The sequence below is a fragment of the Pontibacter roseus DSM 17521 genome, from assembly GCF_000373265.1.
GTDB lineage: Bacteria > Bacteroidota > Bacteroidia > Cytophagales > Hymenobacteraceae > Pontibacter > Pontibacter roseus.
Window position 1 is genome coordinate 40,058 of sequence record NZ_KB890768.1, and the last position, 18,046, is coordinate 58,103.

Annotated in this window: 14 protein-coding genes; 4 read left to right on the forward strand and 10 right to left on the reverse strand. The window is 47.9% G+C overall.

From position 1 onward, the window contains the following. Positions 1 to 3: 3 nt before the first annotated feature. The 6 genes from rfbC to B051_RS0118335 all read right to left on the reverse strand — a co-directional run bounded on the left by rfbC (position 4) and on the right by B051_RS0118335 (position 7,453). Entirely contained in the window at positions 4 to 594 is a 591-nt protein-coding gene (gene rfbC / locus B051_RS0118310; protein ID WP_018479681.1) for a dTDP-4-dehydrorhamnose 3,5-epimerase, read from the reverse strand. Next, on the reverse strand, positions 595 to 1,644 hold the full coding sequence (rfbB, locus tag B051_RS0118315) for a dTDP-glucose 4,6-dehydratase (protein WP_026236512.1): 1,050 nt from the start codon (positions 1,642 to 1,644) through the stop codon (positions 595 to 597). Positions 1,645 to 1,691: 47 nt separating this feature from the next. Then, on the reverse strand, positions 1,692 to 2,711 hold the full coding sequence (locus tag B051_RS0118320; protein WP_018479683.1) for an SDR family oxidoreductase: 1,020 nt from the start codon (positions 2,709 to 2,711) through the stop codon (positions 1,692 to 1,694). Positions 2,712 to 2,825: 114 nt separating this feature from the next. Next, positions 2,826 to 4,139, reverse strand: coding sequence for a nucleotide sugar dehydrogenase (locus tag B051_RS0118325; RefSeq protein ID WP_018479684.1), 1,314 nt, complete (start codon positions 4,137 to 4,139; stop codon positions 2,826 to 2,828). 143 nt (positions 4,140 to 4,282) lie between these two features. Then, positions 4,283 to 6,643, reverse strand: a complete 2,361-nt coding sequence (locus B051_RS0118330) for a GumC family protein (RefSeq protein WP_018479685.1) — start codon at positions 6,641 to 6,643, stop codon at positions 4,283 to 4,285. Between the two features lie 21 nt (positions 6,644 to 6,664). After that, positions 6,665 to 7,453, reverse strand: a complete 789-nt coding sequence (locus tag B051_RS0118335) for a polysaccharide biosynthesis/export family protein (RefSeq protein ID WP_018479686.1) — start codon at positions 7,451 to 7,453, stop codon at positions 6,665 to 6,667. A 514-nt stretch (positions 7,454 to 7,967) separates the two neighbouring features. Here B051_RS0118335 and B051_RS0118345 point away from each other — a divergent pair. Continuing rightward, positions 7,968 to 8,867 carry a flavin reductase family protein gene (locus B051_RS0118345; RefSeq protein WP_018479688.1) on the forward strand — a complete coding sequence of 300 codons (900 nt, stop codon included), beginning with the start codon at positions 7,968 to 7,970 and terminating at the stop codon, positions 8,865 to 8,867. 163 nt (positions 8,868 to 9,030) lie between these two features. Here B051_RS0118345 and B051_RS0118350 read toward each other — a convergent pair whose 3' ends face one another. The 4 genes from B051_RS0118350 to B051_RS0118365 all read right to left on the reverse strand — a co-directional run bounded on the left by B051_RS0118350 (position 9,031) and on the right by B051_RS0118365 (position 12,317). Further along, positions 9,031 to 9,804, reverse strand: a complete 774-nt coding sequence (locus B051_RS0118350; RefSeq protein WP_018479689.1) for a DUF6503 family protein — start codon at positions 9,802 to 9,804, stop codon at positions 9,031 to 9,033. 435 nt (positions 9,805 to 10,239) lie between these two features. Further along, positions 10,240 to 10,908: a YceI family protein gene (locus B051_RS0118355; protein ID WP_018479690.1), complete on the reverse strand. Its 669-nt coding sequence runs from the start codon at positions 10,906 to 10,908 to the stop codon at positions 10,240 to 10,242. Between the two features lie 265 nt (positions 10,909 to 11,173). Further along, a complete protein-coding gene (locus B051_RS0118360; RefSeq protein WP_018479691.1) occupies positions 11,174 to 11,824 on the reverse strand; it encodes a YceI family protein in 651 nt (216 codons plus the stop codon). Positions 11,825 to 11,867: 43 nt separating this feature from the next. Further along, positions 11,868 to 12,317 (reverse strand): MarR family winged helix-turn-helix transcriptional regulator, encoded by a 450-nt coding sequence (locus B051_RS0118365; RefSeq protein WP_026236514.1) that lies wholly within the window; start codon positions 12,315 to 12,317, stop codon positions 11,868 to 11,870. Positions 12,318 to 12,653: 336 nt separating this feature from the next. Here B051_RS0118365 and B051_RS21630 point away from each other — a divergent pair, with 336 nt between their 5' ends. From B051_RS21630 to B051_RS0118380, 3 genes are all read left to right on the forward strand, one after another. Then, positions 12,654 to 14,093 (forward strand): dicarboxylate/amino acid:cation symporter, encoded by a 1,440-nt coding sequence (locus B051_RS21630; RefSeq protein WP_018479693.1) that lies wholly within the window; start codon positions 12,654 to 12,656, stop codon positions 14,091 to 14,093. 920 nt (positions 14,094 to 15,013) lie between these two features. Beyond that, positions 15,014 to 16,372 carry a M16 family metallopeptidase gene (locus B051_RS0118375; protein WP_033317045.1) on the forward strand — a complete coding sequence of 453 codons (1,359 nt, stop codon included), beginning with the start codon at positions 15,014 to 15,016 and terminating at the stop codon, positions 16,370 to 16,372. A gap of 31 nt (positions 16,373 to 16,403) precedes the next feature. Then, positions 16,404 to 18,044 carry a M16 family metallopeptidase gene (locus B051_RS0118380; RefSeq protein WP_026236516.1) on the forward strand — a complete coding sequence of 547 codons (1,641 nt, stop codon included), beginning with the start codon at positions 16,404 to 16,406 and terminating at the stop codon, positions 18,042 to 18,044. Positions 18,045 to 18,046: the final 2 nt, after the last annotated feature.

Genomic DNA, 18,046 nt, shown 5'->3' on the forward strand with positions numbered 1-18,046 from the left:
CTTTTAACATAATAACTCCTTTCCTATTATAGCAGCAGTATTAGTGACGGTTTGTTTGAATGCTGCAAAAGAGTCACTTTCTATGTCCTTATCTGACACAAGTGCTTGCTCAGGCTTGATACGCCAATCAATGTTTAAATCTTTATCACTGAAAAGTATGCTGCCTTCAGAGGCTTTATTATAATAGTTATCACATTTATAAAAAAACTCTGCCTCCTCACTAAGCACCACAAAGCCGTGGGCAAATCCACGAGGAATAAAGAGCTGCAGCCTGTTCTCAGCGCTCAATTCAATTGAAAAATGATTGCCAAATGTGGGCGATTCAGGACGTATGTCCACCGCAACGTCAAGCACCTTTCCTCTGAGCACACGAACTAATTTTGCTTGTGCATGCTTCCCTTGCTGAAAATGCAAGCCTCTAAGCACGCAGTAGCTTGAAAAAGACTGATTATCCTGTACAAAGTGTACCTGCTGGCTTGTAAGTTCGTTAAACCTGGCTTCGTTGAAGCTTTCATAAAAGTAGCCCCTGCTGTCTTCAAATACAGTCGGCTCCAAGATAATACATCCTGGCAGGGGAGAGTGAGTGACTTTCATTTATCTTGTTGAGTACTGCTCTGAATAATATTGCTGATAAGCGCCGCTAGTGACATTCTCAAGCCACTGTTCGTTCTGCAGGTACCAGTCCACGGTTTTGCGTAGGCCTTGTTCAAAAGTTACTGATGGTTCCCAGCCCAGCCCTTGCATCAGTTTGCTTGAGTCGATGGCATAGCGCGCATCGTGGCCAGCGCGGTCTTTTACAAAGGTGATGAGTTTCCTGGATGTTCCGTTTTCCCTTCCCAACCGCTCGTCCATTACATCGCAGAGTAACTCAATTAAGTCGATGTTGCGCCACTCGTTCACACCACCTACGTTGTAGGTATCGCCTACCCTGCCGCGGTGGAAAATTACGTCAATAGCACGCGCATGGTCCTCTACATAAAGCCAGTCACGCACATTCTCTCCCTTGCCGTAAACAGGCACCGGCTTTCCGGACTTAATGCTGTGTATCGCCAGAGGGATGAGCTTTTCAGGGAAATGGTTCGGGCCATAGTTATTGGAGCAATTGGAGAGCTTCACTGGCAACCCGTAGGTATGGAACCAAGCCCGCACAAAATGGTCAGAAGCAGCCTTTGAGGCCGAATAAGGTGAACGTGGATCGTAGGCAGTAGACTCGGTGAAGAGTCCCTCTTCGCCCAGTGAGCCGTATACCTCATCAGTAGAGACGTGATAGAAGAGTTTGCCATAGTAGTCACCACCCCAGGCGCATCGGCAGGCCTCCAAGAGGTTTACAGTGCCTATAACGTTAGTTTGTACAAAGGCCATAGGCCCTGAAATAGAACGGTCTACGTGTGACTCGGCCGCTAAATGGATGATAGCATCAAATTTATAATCAGCAAACATGTGCTCCAGGTAGGCTTTGTCGGTGATGTCGCCTCTAAGGAAAGTATAGTTTCCCTTATCCTCTATATCCTTAAGGTTCTGCAGATTACCTGCATAAGTTAAAATATCGAGGTTATAGATTTGGTAGTTAGGGTATTTGTTTACGAACAGCCGCACCACATGCGAACCAATAAACCCAGCTCCCCCGGTAATTAATATTTTCACTTTTTGTATTTTATTCTTTCGTTTTTTTAATGCCTTCGTAGCATAGATTATTCTGAAAGAGAGGCTTCCCCCTTATTCTGTCTCTGCTGTTGATTATTGTACCACCTGAATGCTATCCCCAAACCCTCTAAAACAGAATAGATGGGTTTGTAACCAATCAAATGATTTGCTTTGCCAATGTCTGCCAAGCTATGGCGTACATCCCCTTTACGTTCTTCTCTGTACTCAGCTGCCAACTCAATACCTGCAATTTTCGTAATTTCATCCCAAAGCTGATTCAATGTTGTCCGCTCACCAAATGCTATATTAATCACTTCATGCTTTGTAATATCCGTAGCTAGCAGAGCCTTTATATTTGCTTGTACTGCATTTTCTACGAACGTAAAATCACGGCTGGTCTCACCATCTCCATTAATATAAGGAGCTCTGTTTTGGATGGCTGACTCTATGAATAGTGGGATGACGGCTGCATAAGGTCCTCTCGGGTTTTGCTTTGGTCCAAACACATTAAAATAACGTAAGCCGACAGTATGAAAATCATATGTTCTGGAAAATACGCTCGCGTATAACTCATTTACATACTTAGTTATAGCATAAGGGGATAAAGGGTTCCCTATTGTGTCCTCCACTTTTGGCAAACCAGGGTGGTCACCATACGTGCTGGAACTTGCTGCATACACCATACGCTTTACCCCTGCATCTCGTGCGGCCACCAGCATGTTTAGAAAACCGCTAATGTTCACTCCGTTACTTGTAATTGGGTCATTTATAGAACGTGGCACTGAACCTAAAGCAGCCTGATGGGAAACATAGTCAATATTTTCTAATGCCCTATTGCAGGTTTCTTTGTCGCGTATGTCTCCCTCTAGCAGTTCGAAGGCTGGGTTGTCTTGGAATTCTTCAATGTTACTATGTGAGCCAGTTGAGAAGTTATCGAGCACCCTTACCTTCTTTGCGCCGTTCTTAAGCAGGTACTCCACAATGTTCGAACCAATGAAGCCTGCTCCACCAGTAACCAGGAAGGTGTTTTGGCTTAAGTCTGTTGTATGGTAAGGAATATCGTACATATGATAGCTCTCTAACTTATTCTGTGTAATTAATTTTAACTAGTATACTCTCAGCAGTACATAAATGCTACAAATACAACCTATATCTGGCCAGAGTGTGAACAATTCTCTAACCTAGAGGCGTGCGTCAGAAAGTTCTTTAGGGAGTACACCTTTGACATCATAGATTACAGCGTTTCCTTTACATAGCTCGCTTAGATTTAATGACTTAAACTCATTATGTGATACAGCAAGTACAATAGCATCACACTCGGTCACATTATCCAACTCCTTTACTGAGTCCCATCCATACTCATGCTTCACTTCGGCTGGTTCAGCCCATGGATCATAAATAGTGATGTTAGTTTGGTAGTCTTTCAATGTATGTAAGATATCTACCACTTTCGTATTGCGTACGTCTGGGCAGTTCTCTTTGAAAGTGATACCTAGCACTAAAATCTTTGCTCCTTTTACGGGTATATCTTTTTTCACCATGAGTTTGATTACCTCATGCGCTACATATTCGCCCATACCATCATTAAGGCGACGACCTGCCAAGATAATTTCGGGATGATAGCCAGCCTCTTGTGCCTTCTGCGCCAGGTAGTATGGGTCTACCCCGATGCAGTGCCCTCCTACTAAGCCTGGCTTGAACTTCAGGAAGTTCCATTTAGTGCCAGCTGCCTCCAGCACCTCTTCTGTATCAATACCAAGCCTATTGAAAATTTTGGCTAGCTCATTTACGAAAGCAATATTAATGTCACGCTGTGCGTTTTCAATTACTTTGGCAGCCTCGGCCACTTTGATGGAAGCCGCTTTGTGAGTTCCTGCAGTGATAACGGCATTATAGAGGTTGTCTACCTTCTCAGCAGCCTCAGGAGTTGATCCGGAGGTAATTTTCAAAATCTTAGATACCGTGTGCTCTTTATCACCTGGATTGATGCGTTCAGGAGAATAACCAGCATAGAAGTCCTGATTAAACCTTAAGCCTGATACGCGTTCCAGTACGGGCACACACTCTTCTTCCGTAACGCCCGGGTAAACAGTAGACTCATATACAACTATATCTCCCTTCTTTAGAACTTTTCCTACCGTTTCACTAGCCTTATAGAGCGGGGTCAGGTCTGGCCGATTGTGTTTGTCTACTGGGGTAGGTACTGTGATGATGTAAAAGTTGCTTTCCTGTATATCTGCAAGTGTACTAGAGCAATACAGACCATTTTCTTGCCCATTTACAGATTCTACCAAAACTGCTTTGAGCTTATCATCTTCTACTTCCAGCGTACGGTCAAAACCTGCTCTCAGCTCCCTTACCCTTGACTCGTTTATATCAAAGCCGACTGTGTTATATTTCTTGGCGAATTCTACCGCTAGGGGTAAGCCTACATATCCTAACCCAATTACGGCTATACGTGCATTCTCTATTTCTGTACTAGCTGCTGCTGACATAGTATTTTGTTTTCTAAGAGTAGATACGGTCTATGCTTTTTTGATATTCCTCTTACTTTTTGTTCTTCAGATAAGGCAGCACAAATATGCTATAACACCTTATATAGGTATGGGAATGAGTATTTGATGCCCAAATATTACATTTATACCCCCTTTACTAATTTCCTGATTTTACCTCCCAAACCTGTAGTACCCTCCTCATAATAATTGCCGTAGCCATAACCGTAGCCATAGGAGTAACCATAACTGTTGGACTTTTTAGCGTCATTCAAGACAATCATAGGGTGTTTGAGTTTCCGGCTCTTGTACAAATCATCAATAATTTGAAGTTGCTTTTTATGGGTATAATTATAGCGTACAATGTACAAGCTTGAGTCGATATAAGGCGCCAGGGCTAGTGTGTCTGCTACCTGCCCGATTGGTGAAGAGTCAATAATGATATAATCAAAAGTAGCCTTCAATTCCTGAATCAGGATACCAATTTTAGGTAGAAGCATAAGCTCAGCAGGATTAGGCGGTATAGGGCCTGAGCCAATGATGGCTAAATCTAACATCTGAGGAGCAAATTGAATCATATCTTCGATTTGCACATTGTCTGAAATCAGGTAATTTGTAATACCTATATTGTTGGGCAAATTCACCCCTTGTGTAAGTTTTGGTTTACGTAAGTCAAATCCTAGCACAACCACTTTTTTGCCCGTCATCATCAAGCTAGCAGCTAAGTTCAGGCTGAAGAAGGTCTTTCCTTCGCCACTCATGCTAGAGGTTACCAAGATTACTTTATTTTCTTTGCCCCCTGCCGCGAATTGTAGATTAGCACGTAATAACCGGAAAAGCTCGGCGCTAGAACTACGACTTTCCTGACTGATAACCAACATTTGGTTTGAATCATTATGCCCGATTTCACCCAAAATTGGAGTGGGAGTTGCCTTCTCTACTTCCCGTACTTCCTGGATTGTATCGTTCAGCATATCGCGCAGGAAAATGCCTCCAAAAGGCAAAGCCAGGCCAGCTAGCAATGCTATCAAGTAAATATTTGTAGCCTGTGGTTCAATAGGGTTACCACTGGCAGCTGCCGGATCGATAATGCGAGAATTAGATGGAGTGATGGCTTGAGAGAGGGCTGCTTCTTCTCTTTTTTGGAGGAGGTAAAGATATAAGCCTTCTTTTATGCCTTGCTGTCGACTGATGTCGGTCAGTTCGCGCTGCATGGAAGGCACCTGCCGCACTTGTGACTCGAATTGCCTAGCATTAGCTTGAAGATTACGGCGTACAACAAGAAGCCCTGCACGTATATTGCGTATATTCTCCAGAATATTCAATCGAAGAATTTCCAGCTGCTCATTGACATTGCGTAGTACCGGGTTGCTATCAGTAACAGAGCGGCCCAAGCGGCGGCGCTGGTTTTGAAGGTCATTAAAATTAGAAATCAATCCGCCCAAGGTTGGATCGGCTATGTCAAGACTGGTAGGAACCAGTTCATATCTATTTTCCTCTTTCTGAAGGTAAGATTCTATCGTTTTCAGAATCTCAAGCTTTATCTCGTTCTCAGTTATTTGCTGGTTATATTCATGTGCCGTATTTTGGTAAATACCACCACTGGCACTTGGGTCTATCAATTTGTTGTCTTGCAGGTAACGCTCTACGTCCTTTTCCACATCGGTGAGTTCCCGAGTTAGGTACACCAGACGATCATCGATAAACTGAATTGTTTTAGTCACTGCTAAGTTCTTTTCGCTGATAGTCTCACGATTGTAGACATCAATTAGCTTATTCAATATGTCTTTTCCTTTCGCGGGTACAGGATCTGTCAAATTTAGCTCCATGACAGTAGCATACTCGTTTACACTCTTTACGCCTAGCTTATTGCTATAACTGGTTGCCATTCTACTCAAATCATTGAAACGCACGAGCACACGGCGTCCTGTGTCATTTGTAATATCTGAATCGGCTACAATAGTGAAAATGCCGTACTTCTTATGGATTTGTTTACCAAATTTATGTGTAGATACCTTGTTCTCACCTTCCCAAATACTGAATGTATTATTGTCCTCTACTTCTACTACAAAGCTACGCCCCAAGCCAGCTGAGTCAAGTTCAGCAATAACTGCCTTAATTGGACTACGACCACCATAAAGTTCGGGTGATTTAATGCGCCCTTCTCCAAAATATGACACTTGCATCCCTAACTCACTTAACACCCGCTCCATTAATCCTTTGGATTTGATAACGAGCACTTCGTTGGAAAATGACTTATTAGCATTCAGAAGCGCCATATCAGCAAACACACCGCTATTCGCTAAGTCTGCCCCACTTTCGTCTTTTATAAGAATGGTTGCTTTGATGCTGTAGACAGGTGTGGAATATCGTAAATAAAGATGGGCAGCCGTTAACGCCAAGGCTACTCCTAACACAAAGAGGTACCAGTAGCTAAGATATCGCATTACCAGACCCTTTATATCGAGGGAATCATTGTTTTCTTCCTGAAAGTCAAGTTCGGACATAATGGGTAAAGGAAGCGTTTACTATTTTAACAATTGATACAATACAAAGGCAGACGAGACTAAACCAGCAGCAAAGCCCCAGTTACGTCGAATGAAGCTGGTGCCTGTTACTTTGGCTTTATCCGGCTCCACATATACAATATCGTTCTGCTGCAGGTAGAAATAAGGGGAATACATAGTTTCTTTGTTGTTCAGGTTCAGGCGAGCCATCGTTCGCACACCTTCTGCTTCGCGGATAACCAAGACATTATTCATTTTGCCATAGATGGAGATACCACCAGCCATAGCAATACCCTCAAGCAGATTTACTTCCTCATTATCGGCAGGCACTTCTACTACACTTGGCCCAGTTTCACCCATCATAGTGAATCGAAAATTCTGAAGTCTTACCTTCACAATAGGGTCCTGGACATACTCGCGAACCTTCAACACAACTGAATCACGAACTTGTTCCGTAGTCAGGCCATTCACTAACATATTTCCGATTACTGGAAAATCAATGGAGCCTCGTGTGTCTACCAAATACCCTTCATTTTGATTCCCCTGTTGCCGCATCATCTGACCACCTCCTCCGGCTCCCTCCTCCATAACAATGCCACGGTTAAAGAGCATATTTGTCTCTGGGTTAGGAGTAAGTACCTCAATGGCCAGCAAATCGCCAGGCCTGATGGTAAGGCGCTTGGGAGCTACTTCCTCTGTTATGAGAGCTTCTTGTTCTAAATCGCTAAAGTATACGATATTCCGGGTGCGGAGGGAGCTGCAGGAGGCGAAGAATAACAGGCTCAAAAAGAGCACTAATTTGATTTTCATATCAGGTATATACAATCGGCTTTATGAAATAACCATAAAACATCAATCAGACACTTTCGGGCAACTACGCGTGGTTGCTAGCTTGCAAAATTAATTAAAAAGATTTCATAAACATCTATTTCATGTGATAACTATTAAAATAGCTTGTTTGTCACCTGCCAACGTTAATTAGAAATAGAAATTGCTAAAGATTCAGATTTGTAGGACTAAATATTTACTACACCTTATTCAACTCAATTAAAGCATTAGTGATATTTTGACTACCCATGTGATGTATGCTTAAGAGAAACTATATAATTGGGAGGTTTAGGTTCCTAATTTTGAATATCTGTCGCACATCTGCTTACATTTAACAAGTTTCTCACATTGAGGCGCACTACCCCCAGCTGCGTCATCTCTCTTTGGCCCAAGCCTTAAGAATACCGGAATGACAGCGAGAAGAAACTTCTCTAAGACTTGCATTCCTAACAATTTTATAACTTGCATTATAACTTTTTACACAGCAACATCAACCATGAAAACAATAAACCCTAAGGAATCTAAGACTGCTGAAGTACATGCTCTGCTGCTCGGGGCTATAGCACCACGCCCTATCGCCTTTGCCAGCACGTTGGATGAAGCTGGCAATGTGAACCTTAGTCCGTTCAGCTTCTTCAACGTGTTTAGTGCTAAGCCTCCTATTGTGGTCTTTTCTCCTGCCAGACGGGTTCGAGACAATACAGGCAAGCATACGTTGGAAAATGTAATCAACACCAGAGAGGTAGTTATCAATATAGCCAATTATGACATTGTAGAGCAGATGTCGCTGGCCAGCACAGAGTATGATTTGGGAATAAATGAGTTTATTAAGTCTGGCCTGACGCCAGAGGCGTCTGCATTGGTAGAGGCCCCACGTGTGAAAGAGGCGCCAGTGGCATTTGAATGTCGGGTAAATGACGTTATCAGTTTGGGACCAGAAGGAGGTGCTGGCAATCTGGTTATCTGTGAGGTGCTACTGATTCACGTGGATGAGAACATCTTAGACGAGGAGGGTAAAATCAGCCCGTTCAAACTGGATGCTGTGGCCCGTATGGGTGGCGACTATTACCTCAGGGCAAACGGTGAGGCCATCTTTGAACTGCCGAAGCCGATTCGGAACAAGGGTATAGGCGTAGACCAACTGCCTGAGCATATTCGCAACAGCAGCGTGTTGAGTGGCAATAACTTAGCGCGGCTAGGGAATACAGAGGCAATCCCAACAACTGAAGAGGTAGAGGCTTTTAAATCGGGCTCATTAGCTGCCTATACCCTGAACAGGTATAGCCATGATAAGGCTCGGTTGCGCCAGGAGTTGGAATTACTGGGAAAGAAACTTTTGGAAGACAATCAGGTACAAGAGGCTTGGAAGGTGCTGCTGCTAAGCGGGCAGGTTTAGGAATAGGTAGTCTTTGCCGAATTAAGGATTTCAGAATCTGAACAATTCGATGATTTTCTTTAGAATGCTCTTATCAATAATAATTGGGTTGTAGTAGCTTCAAAAACTGAGACTGCTACAACCCAAATCCATTCTAGAACTTCAATTTGTTTGAGTTTCTTACTTATTGGCTCTCCAACTCAGAAAGCCCCCTCACCTCCACTTCTTCCAGCACAATATCCGACACTTTTTCTAGACTTCCTGCCTCTAAGGCTTCATCATACCGCTCCAGCGGCAAAGTCTCTTTAGAGGTGTAGTTCATGTAATCCTGGAAGCGGATGCCGCCGATAGCACGAGGATTGATAGCTTCACGGAAGCGGGTTCCGCCGCCGTCCTCCTGAAAGGAGTAGGCCAAGTAGTCCATGGTGTGGCGCTGCTGGTGGAACCAGTAAACGTATACATCCTGGTAGCCCTCGCCACCGCCTTCCTGTGCAAACGTCACGTTCACTTTGTGATAAGGCTCTCCTTTTACTCTAGCCTCCCCAATGTATTCCTTCTGGACGGCCGCATCGTTCAGGAAGTAGGGCAACAGGGCAAAGTATATCACGGAGTTAACCGAAGCGGAGTAGGCCTTTTGCTTTTCCTCAGGAAGCTGCACCTCCACTTCGTCTACAGTTCGGGTGAAGCCGCTGTTTCGCAGTACGTCATGCACCCGCTGGCCAGTGGAGTCGGTGAAGGTGCGACTGTACACAAAAGCACCATTATCCCGGAGCGCTCTATATTGCCGGTCCCGCAGTTTGAATGTCACTATACCTTGCTCATACCTGTTGCCTCCATGCGCCTCAATGGCCGCATCTACGATTTGCTGCGCATTGTGCTGCTGATCTGACTGGCAGGAAGTGAGGGTAAGGAGCAGTACAAACAGGTATAGCAAAACAGATTTTTGGTGGGTGCGCATGTTGTCAAGGCTTGATGTTGAGGGCAATTTACAAAATGAAAGGGTAAGGTTGTGCTCTTGTATGTTCTTGCATACAACAGCAGCTTATATCTTCTGCATTTCCAAATTCTCCCCTATCCTTCCTTGTCCATCAAAAAGGGACTCTACCCTCAAGTGGGGAGTTCTCAGCCACTGCCACTGAATCGTGATGTACAGTTCGGAATATTTGGTCTCAGACCTGCAAACAGCATGCTGGCCTACAGGTATAGCTGCTGCTACACAGGACGCTCCCGAATTGAAGAGCCTGAAGAGATATGGTCTTTTATTGCCTTCTCAATACTGCGGGTTACTCCTGGTATCCGAAATGACAGACTCTACTATACCTATTAAAACGAAAACCGCCCCGCACCTGAAGACAGGCACGGAGCGGAATTCGAAAACTACACTTGAAAAATGTTACTGCTTCGCAGTGATATCCAGCGAAACGATGAAATTATCGTCAATCACGTTGTCGCCGAGGTCGCTGAAGAAACTCTTAGAACCATAACGCACGTCATACTTCGCACGGTCAACAGTCACGTCTGCTTTGGCAGTGGCTACGCCATTCTCAACGGTAACAGTTGCCGGAAAGCTAACCGGGTTGGTTTTGCCTTTGATGGTCAAATCGCCTTCCACGTTGTAGTTCGGCTGACCAGCTGCGGCATTGGCAATCGGGCTTACGCTATTGATTTTGAAAGTGGCTGTTGGGTGCTGCTCCACGCCAAAGAAGTCGTCAGACTTCAAGTGCCCTACCAGCTTGCCATTGTCTTCAGCGCTTGTGATGTCGGTGTTGGTGATAGAAGCCATGTCAATAGTAAACTCGCCGCCTACCACGGCATCGTTCGCCACCAGCAGTTCACCGCCCTGCATACTGATATTGCCAGAGTGCTCGCCGCCAATCTTTTTGCCATTCCAGGTCAGGTTGCTCTCAGCAGGTACTACTGCATAGGCCTCGCCTCCGTCAGAAGCCAGTGCCTCAGTAGTCACTGCGTTGTTTTCAGCAGTCGCAGTGGTGGAAGTATTGTCGCCGCAGGCTGTGAATAAAAGCGTTGCCGCCATAGAAGCCAAGATTGCTGTCTTTTTCATGTTGCTTAATTATAGTGTTGATTTAAATTAGAGTTCTCCAGGAGAATTCATGCACCTTTTTACGAGCTTCTGATTCTTCCTTTCAGTATTGTCGCACAAATTTAATGTATATACAACTAATGTACAAACACGTTTAAAACTTTTTTAAGTTCCTTGGGGAAGTAACAAATATTAAGTTTCGAATTCTGCCAATCCGGATATGGGTAAATAAAAAGCCCCCTCCTGTATGAAGGAGAGGGCAGAGGGAAAACGTTATTGCTATACCTTACTGCTTAGCGGTCACGTTCAGGCTAACGGTGAAATCGTCGTAAATTGCTTTGTCGCCCAGGTTCTCAAAGAAGTTGCTGGAGCGGTAGCGGATGTCGTACTTGGTACGGTCAACAGTCACATCGGCCTTGGCAGTGGCTATACCGTTTTTCACAGTAATGGTAGCCGGGAAAGTAACGGGGTTGGTGATGCCCTTGATGGTCAGGTTGCCCTTAACGTTATAGTTAGGCTGTCCGGCTGCCGCTTTGGCGATAGGCGTTAGCTCAGTCACGTTGAAAGTAGCTGTAGGATGTTTTTCTACGCCGAAGAAGTCGTCCGACTTCAAGTGGCCTACCAGCTTGCCATTCATTCCTTCGTCTTTGACATCAGAGCAGGAGATGGAGGTCATATCGATAACGAAAGTGCCGCCTGTCACTTTGTTTTTGTCCACATTCAGTTGGCCGCTTTTCAGAGCGATGTCGCCCATGTGCTCGCCAGTCATCTTTTTGGCATGCCATTTCACTTCGCTTTTGGAAGTCTCTACGGTATAGGTGCGGCCTTTGGCAGGCGCCGTCACCTCTGTAGCAGCGGTTGGTTGGGTCTTGGTGCCGGTAAAGGCAGTCAGCATCAGCGCGGCGGCGAATGAAGCCAGAATAGCAGTCTTCTTCATGGTTGGTTTGATTATCTTTTTATTTAGGTTGCAATATATAGAATTATTCCCTGATTTTGTCAAGCAGCAGGCTCAGTTGCTCCGCCTCTTCTTCTGTGAGGCGCGTGATGCCTGTCCCTTTACCCCCCTCTAGTTCATCCATCTGCTGGAGCAGGTCCAGGCCTTTCTGCGAAATTAACACATCAACAGTCCTTCTGTCGTTCGGGCACTGCTTGCGAGTCACCAGTTCCTTGGCCACCAGCTTATCTACAATGCGGGAGGCGTTGGAGGTTTTGTCAAGCATACGCTCTATGAGCATACTAACTGTAGCGGGTTCCGGATATTGCCCACGCAGGATACGCAGGATGTTGTATTGGGGCAGCGTCACCCCGAATGGCTTGAACTGCGCGCTTTGCTCCTGCTGCACCCAACCCGAAGTATACACTAAGTTGATGTACGCCTTCTGGTATGGATTCTTGAATGTATTTTGCTTTATCTCTTCTTCTATTCTCATAAATCCCCTCACAATCTGCTGTTCTGCAAAAATATGTACATACAGTAAATGTACAAACATTTTATTCAGATAGTCGCAAGAAATATTTTCTTTGTAGGTATAGCCGGACTCAAATCATTTATTTTCCTGAATGGCTCCACCCCAATGCTAAAATATTTCTGAATCTTTGCCTCCCCAATCCCTTGCAGCTATGTGGCAACCGTCTATATTTGCTAAATTTATTCTACCTGTGCAGTAGCCTCACATGCCTGATTTGGGTTCTTTTTCAGCTTGCTGGAAGTCCACTCATATAGGCTTGGATGGCGGCACCAGGAGCAGTCTGTTATTTTATTCCTTATGAAGAAATCCTTTATCCCGCTCGCCACGCTGGTAGCCATCACGGTGGCGGCAATCCTGACCCTACTGCAGCAGTACTCCTTCATCTCGCTTCCTACTGATTTGCTGCTGGCGATACGCTGGGCAGGTATAGGCGTGCTGCTGTTCTACGGCCTGCAGAAGCGCTCCCTCACCACCTGGATTCTCATCAGCATGGTGGTGGGCGCCGAGATTGGCTACGATTTCCCTTCCTTTGCCACCAACCTCAACGTGCTCAGCAAGGTCTTCCTCAAGCTCATCAAGACCATTATCGCGCCCCTGATTTTCGCTACATTGGTAGTGGGCATAGCCGGACATGCTAACCTGAAGCAAATCGGCAGCATGGGCTGGAAGGCGCTCCTGTACTTTGAGGTCGTGACCACCATCGCCCTCTTCATTGGTCTGGCCGCCATCAACATCAGCAAGGCAGGCGAGGGCATCGACATGACTGGTATAGCGGAGACCGAGGAGATTCAGGCCCCGGCCAAGCAGACTTGGTCCGACATCATCCTGCACGTGTTTCCGGAGAACATCGCCAAGTCTGTGGCCGAGGGGCAGGTGCTGCAGATTGTGGTGTTCAGCGTGATTTTCGCTATCGGCCTGGCTATGGTGACGGAGAAGAAGCGCAAGCCTATGATTGACTTCTGCGAAAGCCTTTCCGAGACCATGTTCAAGTTCACCAACATCATCATGTACTTCGCACCGGTGGGCGTAGGGGCGGCCATTGCCTATACAGTAGGGCATATGGGCTTCGGCATCCTGGTGAACCTGTTCCAACTGCTGGCCACGCTCTACGTCGCCCTGCTGGCTTTCGTGTTGCTGGTGCTGCTGCCTATCGCGCTCATCGCCCGCGTACCCATCCGCCGCTTCGTCAACGCCATCTCTGGTCCGGTATCCATCGCCTTCGCCACCACTAGTTCAGAGGCGGCCCTGCCGCGCGCCATGGAGGAGATGGAGAAACTGGGCGTGCCACGCCGCATAGTGGCCTTTGTGATGCCGACTGGCTACAGCTTCAACCTGGACGGCACCACGCTCTACCTGGCCTTGGCCTCGGTGTTCGTGGCGCAGGCCGCCGGCATCGACCTGAGCTGGGAGCAGCAGCTGCTGATGGTGTTCACGCTCATGCTCACCAGCAAGGGTGTGGCCGGCGTACCGCGCGCCTCACTGGTGATTCTGCTGGGAACGGTTGCCTCCTTTAACCTACCGGTGTGGCCACTGTTCGCCATTCTGGGTATAGATGAGCTCATGGATATGGCCCGCACTTCCATCAACGTGACGGGCAACTGCCTGGCCACGGCCGTGGTGGCCCGTTGGGAAGGAGAGTTCAACCCTACGCCAGAGACCGGCCTGGTAGAGACAACCAACTCTGAGCTGGAAGACCGCCTGCCGGAGCAGGAGTCGCAGGAGAAGGAAATGGTATAGACATAGGTATAGGATTAATAATATAAAGAAGCGCTGCCCTATAAGTATAAGGCAGCGCTTCTTGTTTGCATGGCTTCCTTGTCCGAATTAGGATTTGTTGGATAAAAGGTTTTTAAGTGGGGAACCAGGTACGATAGACATCCCCCTGCCCCCTTCGATGGGGGACTTTCTGCCGTAACCCATCCACCACTATAAGCGCTTTAGGAAAATAGTGACTAGCAACGCCGGGTCCAACCACCCCTGCCCCTCTAAGTAGGAACTCCCCCTGTATAAACCCCCAAAGTCGTAACTGTCATTCCGACGAGAGGAGGAATCTCACACCCTTCCGGCCGCACATCCAGCGCCAGCGCGGATGCGGCTTTTCTGAGGGCAACAAGTGAAGGATTTGAGGTTATGCTAGGTTCACCCCACCCGGCATGTCTCACCGCCGGTTCCCGCTGCGCTCGCACCGGCGGTGGGTAGGGTAACAGATTCCTCCTCTTGTCGGAATGACAGAACACGTGATGAAATGATATGGGGGCGTCTTGCTTTCAGCAGTAGGTATAGGTATAGCCTCGACACCCCTCTTGCTCCCCTCAAGGGGAGAGTTGCCCTGTAGCAACAGAGCGGTGGCATCGGCCAGGTGCACCTTATGGCGCTCCACTGTGGGGGTAGGGGCCTTCGATTTGTGTCAAGAAAAAAAGTAGGTGCCCGCCGGACAGGCGGTTATAGGTATACCACAGACTGCGGCCACAAAGCTGAAGGAACAGTTGCTACCGAAACACCTAATCAGATTGCAGCATCTGTTTCACCGATAAAACCACCTCTTCTGTCGAGTTTCAAAACCCTAACAGGGCCTACACTAGTACAACAATGCATCAATCGCTATATTTAAGCATTGAATACAAGCATTATTCTTTTAAACAATTAAAAACCAATACATGAAGACCAGAATAATAGCACTGCTTTTGCTGCTGTTGTTCGTCGTTACGGCAGTAATGGCGCAGCAGGGCAACCAAAGCAAAAACATCCTGCCCTACCCCATCCACCAGAAAAAGCTGGACAATGGCCTGAACGTGGTGACCGTGACTTACAACAGTCCCGGCCTGGCGGCCTTCTACATCGTCGTGCGGGCGGGATCCCGTGAGGAAGTGGAGAAAGGCAAAACCGGCTTCGCACACTTCTTCGAACACATGATGTTCCGGGGCACCGACAAGTACAGCAAAGAGGCGTACGGTGACATCATGAAGGAGATGGGCGCAGCCGCCAACGCCAACACCAGCATAGACCGCACCGTGTATCACATGACCGGCAACGCCGAGATGCTCGACAAGATGTTCGAGATTGAAGCCGACCGTTTCCAGAACCTGAAGTACAGCGTACACGATTTCAAGACCGAAGCCGGCGCCGTGAAAGGCGAGTATACCAAGAACTCCGCCAGCCCTTACCAGCAGTTGTATGAGAAACTGGTGAGCACTGCCTTCAACAAGCACACCTACTCTCACACCACCATGGGCTTCTTTGAAGACGTGGTGGACATGCCCAACCAATACGATTACTCGCTGACCTTCTTCGACCGCTTCTACAGACCAGAGTACGCCACTATCGTGGTGGTAGGTGATGTGACCCCTAAGCGCGTGAATACCCTGGCGCAGCAGTACTTCGGTGACTGGAAACGCGGAAACTACAAGCCTGAGATTCCGACGGAGCCAAAGCAGACCCAGACCCGCTACGCCCATGTGACCCAGCAGGGTTTCCCGCCATACCTGTCGCTGGCTTTCAAAGGGCCCGCTTTCTCGGACAAGGACAAAGACCTGCCGGCGCTGAGCATCCTATCCAACATCCTCTTCTCGCAGAACTCTGACCTATACCGCAAGTTGGTGGTGCAAGAGCAGAAAGCCCGGTTCATTGGCGGCGGCCCGCAATTCTCCCGCGACCCGAACCTGATTTCCCTATCTGCATCAGTGGTGAAAGCAGAAGATATGCAGTATGTGAAAGACGAGATGATGCGCGTGCTGAACGATGCCAAGACCAAGCCGATAGACGCCCAGAAGATAGCCGATACCAAGTCGCGTATCAAGTATAGCTTTGCCATGAGCATGGACAGCCCGGATGCCATCGCCAACTCGCTGGCGCAGTACATCTGGCTGACCGGCAACCCAGAGTCCATCAACAACCTATACGCTGTGTTCGATACCGTTACGGCCAAAGACTTGATGGATGTAGCCAAAAAGTACTTTACACCCACCACCCTCACGGTAGGCACCATCGCCCCTTCTGAGAAGTCGCCGGTAAAGTGATCATAGTCAACCAGATTAAGAGAAAGAAACGATGAAAAGAATAGCTGCCTATATACTGCCTGTCGCCCTGTTGGCCGCCTCCTGCGCCAAACAGCCACAGGCGTCCCAGCCAACCACCGATACCACCACGGCCACTGCCCCTGAAACCGCTCCCGCAGCCTTCGATGCCAACACTGCCTTCGGCGCTGGCAAGGTGGTGGAGTTACAGAATCCACAGTCAAACAAGGTGATTATCAAGCTGATGTTCAAGAACGGCTCCCTGTCGGACCCGAAAGGAAAGGAAGGCCTGACCTATGCCACCGCCCAGATGATTGCCAACTCCGGCACGCAGGACATGACCGTGACCCAGATACGTGATAAGATATACCCTTGGGCAGCCGGCTATGGCGCGAACACCGACAAAGAGGTGACCACCTTCACCTTTGCCGTGCACCGCGACTTCCTCAACGACTTCTACCCGATAGTGCGTGGCCTGATGCTGCAGCCTGCTTTTGCCGAGGACGATTTCAAACGTGTGAAATCGAACCAGCAGAACTTCGTGGACCAGGTGATACGGGCCTCTTCGGATGAAGAGTATAGCAAGAAGGCCTTGGAAGACCTGTTGTTCCGGGGCACCAATTACCAGCACATGGTGGAGGGCACATCGGCCAGCGTACCGAACATCACGCTGGAGGACGTACGCAACCATTGGCGCAACATGTTCACCCGCAACAACCTGATGATAGGCGTGGCCGGCAACTACTCCGCCGATTTTCTGGACAAGTTGAAGGCCGATATGGCGCAGCTTTCGGAGGTGACACCCAACATCCCGGCGGCAGGTAAGCCTAACGAGCCAAAGGGCGTGCAAGTAGAGATTATCCAGAAGAGTGATGCGCTGGGCTCAGCCATCTTCACAGGTGCGCCCATGCCGGTCACCCGCTCTGCCGATGAATTTGCGGCTTTGATGGTAGCTAACTCATTTTTGGGTGAGCACCGCAAGAGCTACGGCAAGCTGTATGACAAAATCCGGACGACCCGCTCTATGAACTACGGCGACTACTCTTATATAGAGTGGTACGACAACGGCGGAAGCTTTCAGTTGCCGAACCCGGGCGTGCCGCGTACCTCCAACTACTTCGCCCTCTGGATAAGACCGGTGCAGATTGCCGAAGGCCTGAAGCAGCAGTACCCGGAGCTGAAGGACATCAACGTGGGTCACGCCCATTTTGCCCTGCGCCTGGCTATGCGCGAAGTAGACAACCTGATTCAGAATGGCATGACGACCGAGGAGTTTGAGCTGACACGCAAGTTCCTGCGCTCCTACATGAAGCTCTATACCCAAACCGAGGAGAAGCAACTGGGCTTCCTGATGGACTCGCGCTTCTATGGCCGCGAAGATTACCTGAAGGAGATGGACCAGCTGCTGGCCAACCTGACAGTGGACCAGGTGAATGATGCCGTGAAGAAGCACTGGGACGTGCAGAACATGTTTGTAACCATCGTGACGGACGACAGCGAGGCCGAGCCGCTGAAGCAGGCCCTGTTGAGCAACACGCCATCGCCGATGAGCTACTCCAACCTGGTGAAAGAAGGCCTGCCCAAAGAAGTGTTGGCCGAGGATGACGTTATCGCCAACTACAAACTCAACGTGACCGACGTGAAGATTGTGGAGAGCAAGAACACGTTCCAGTAGAA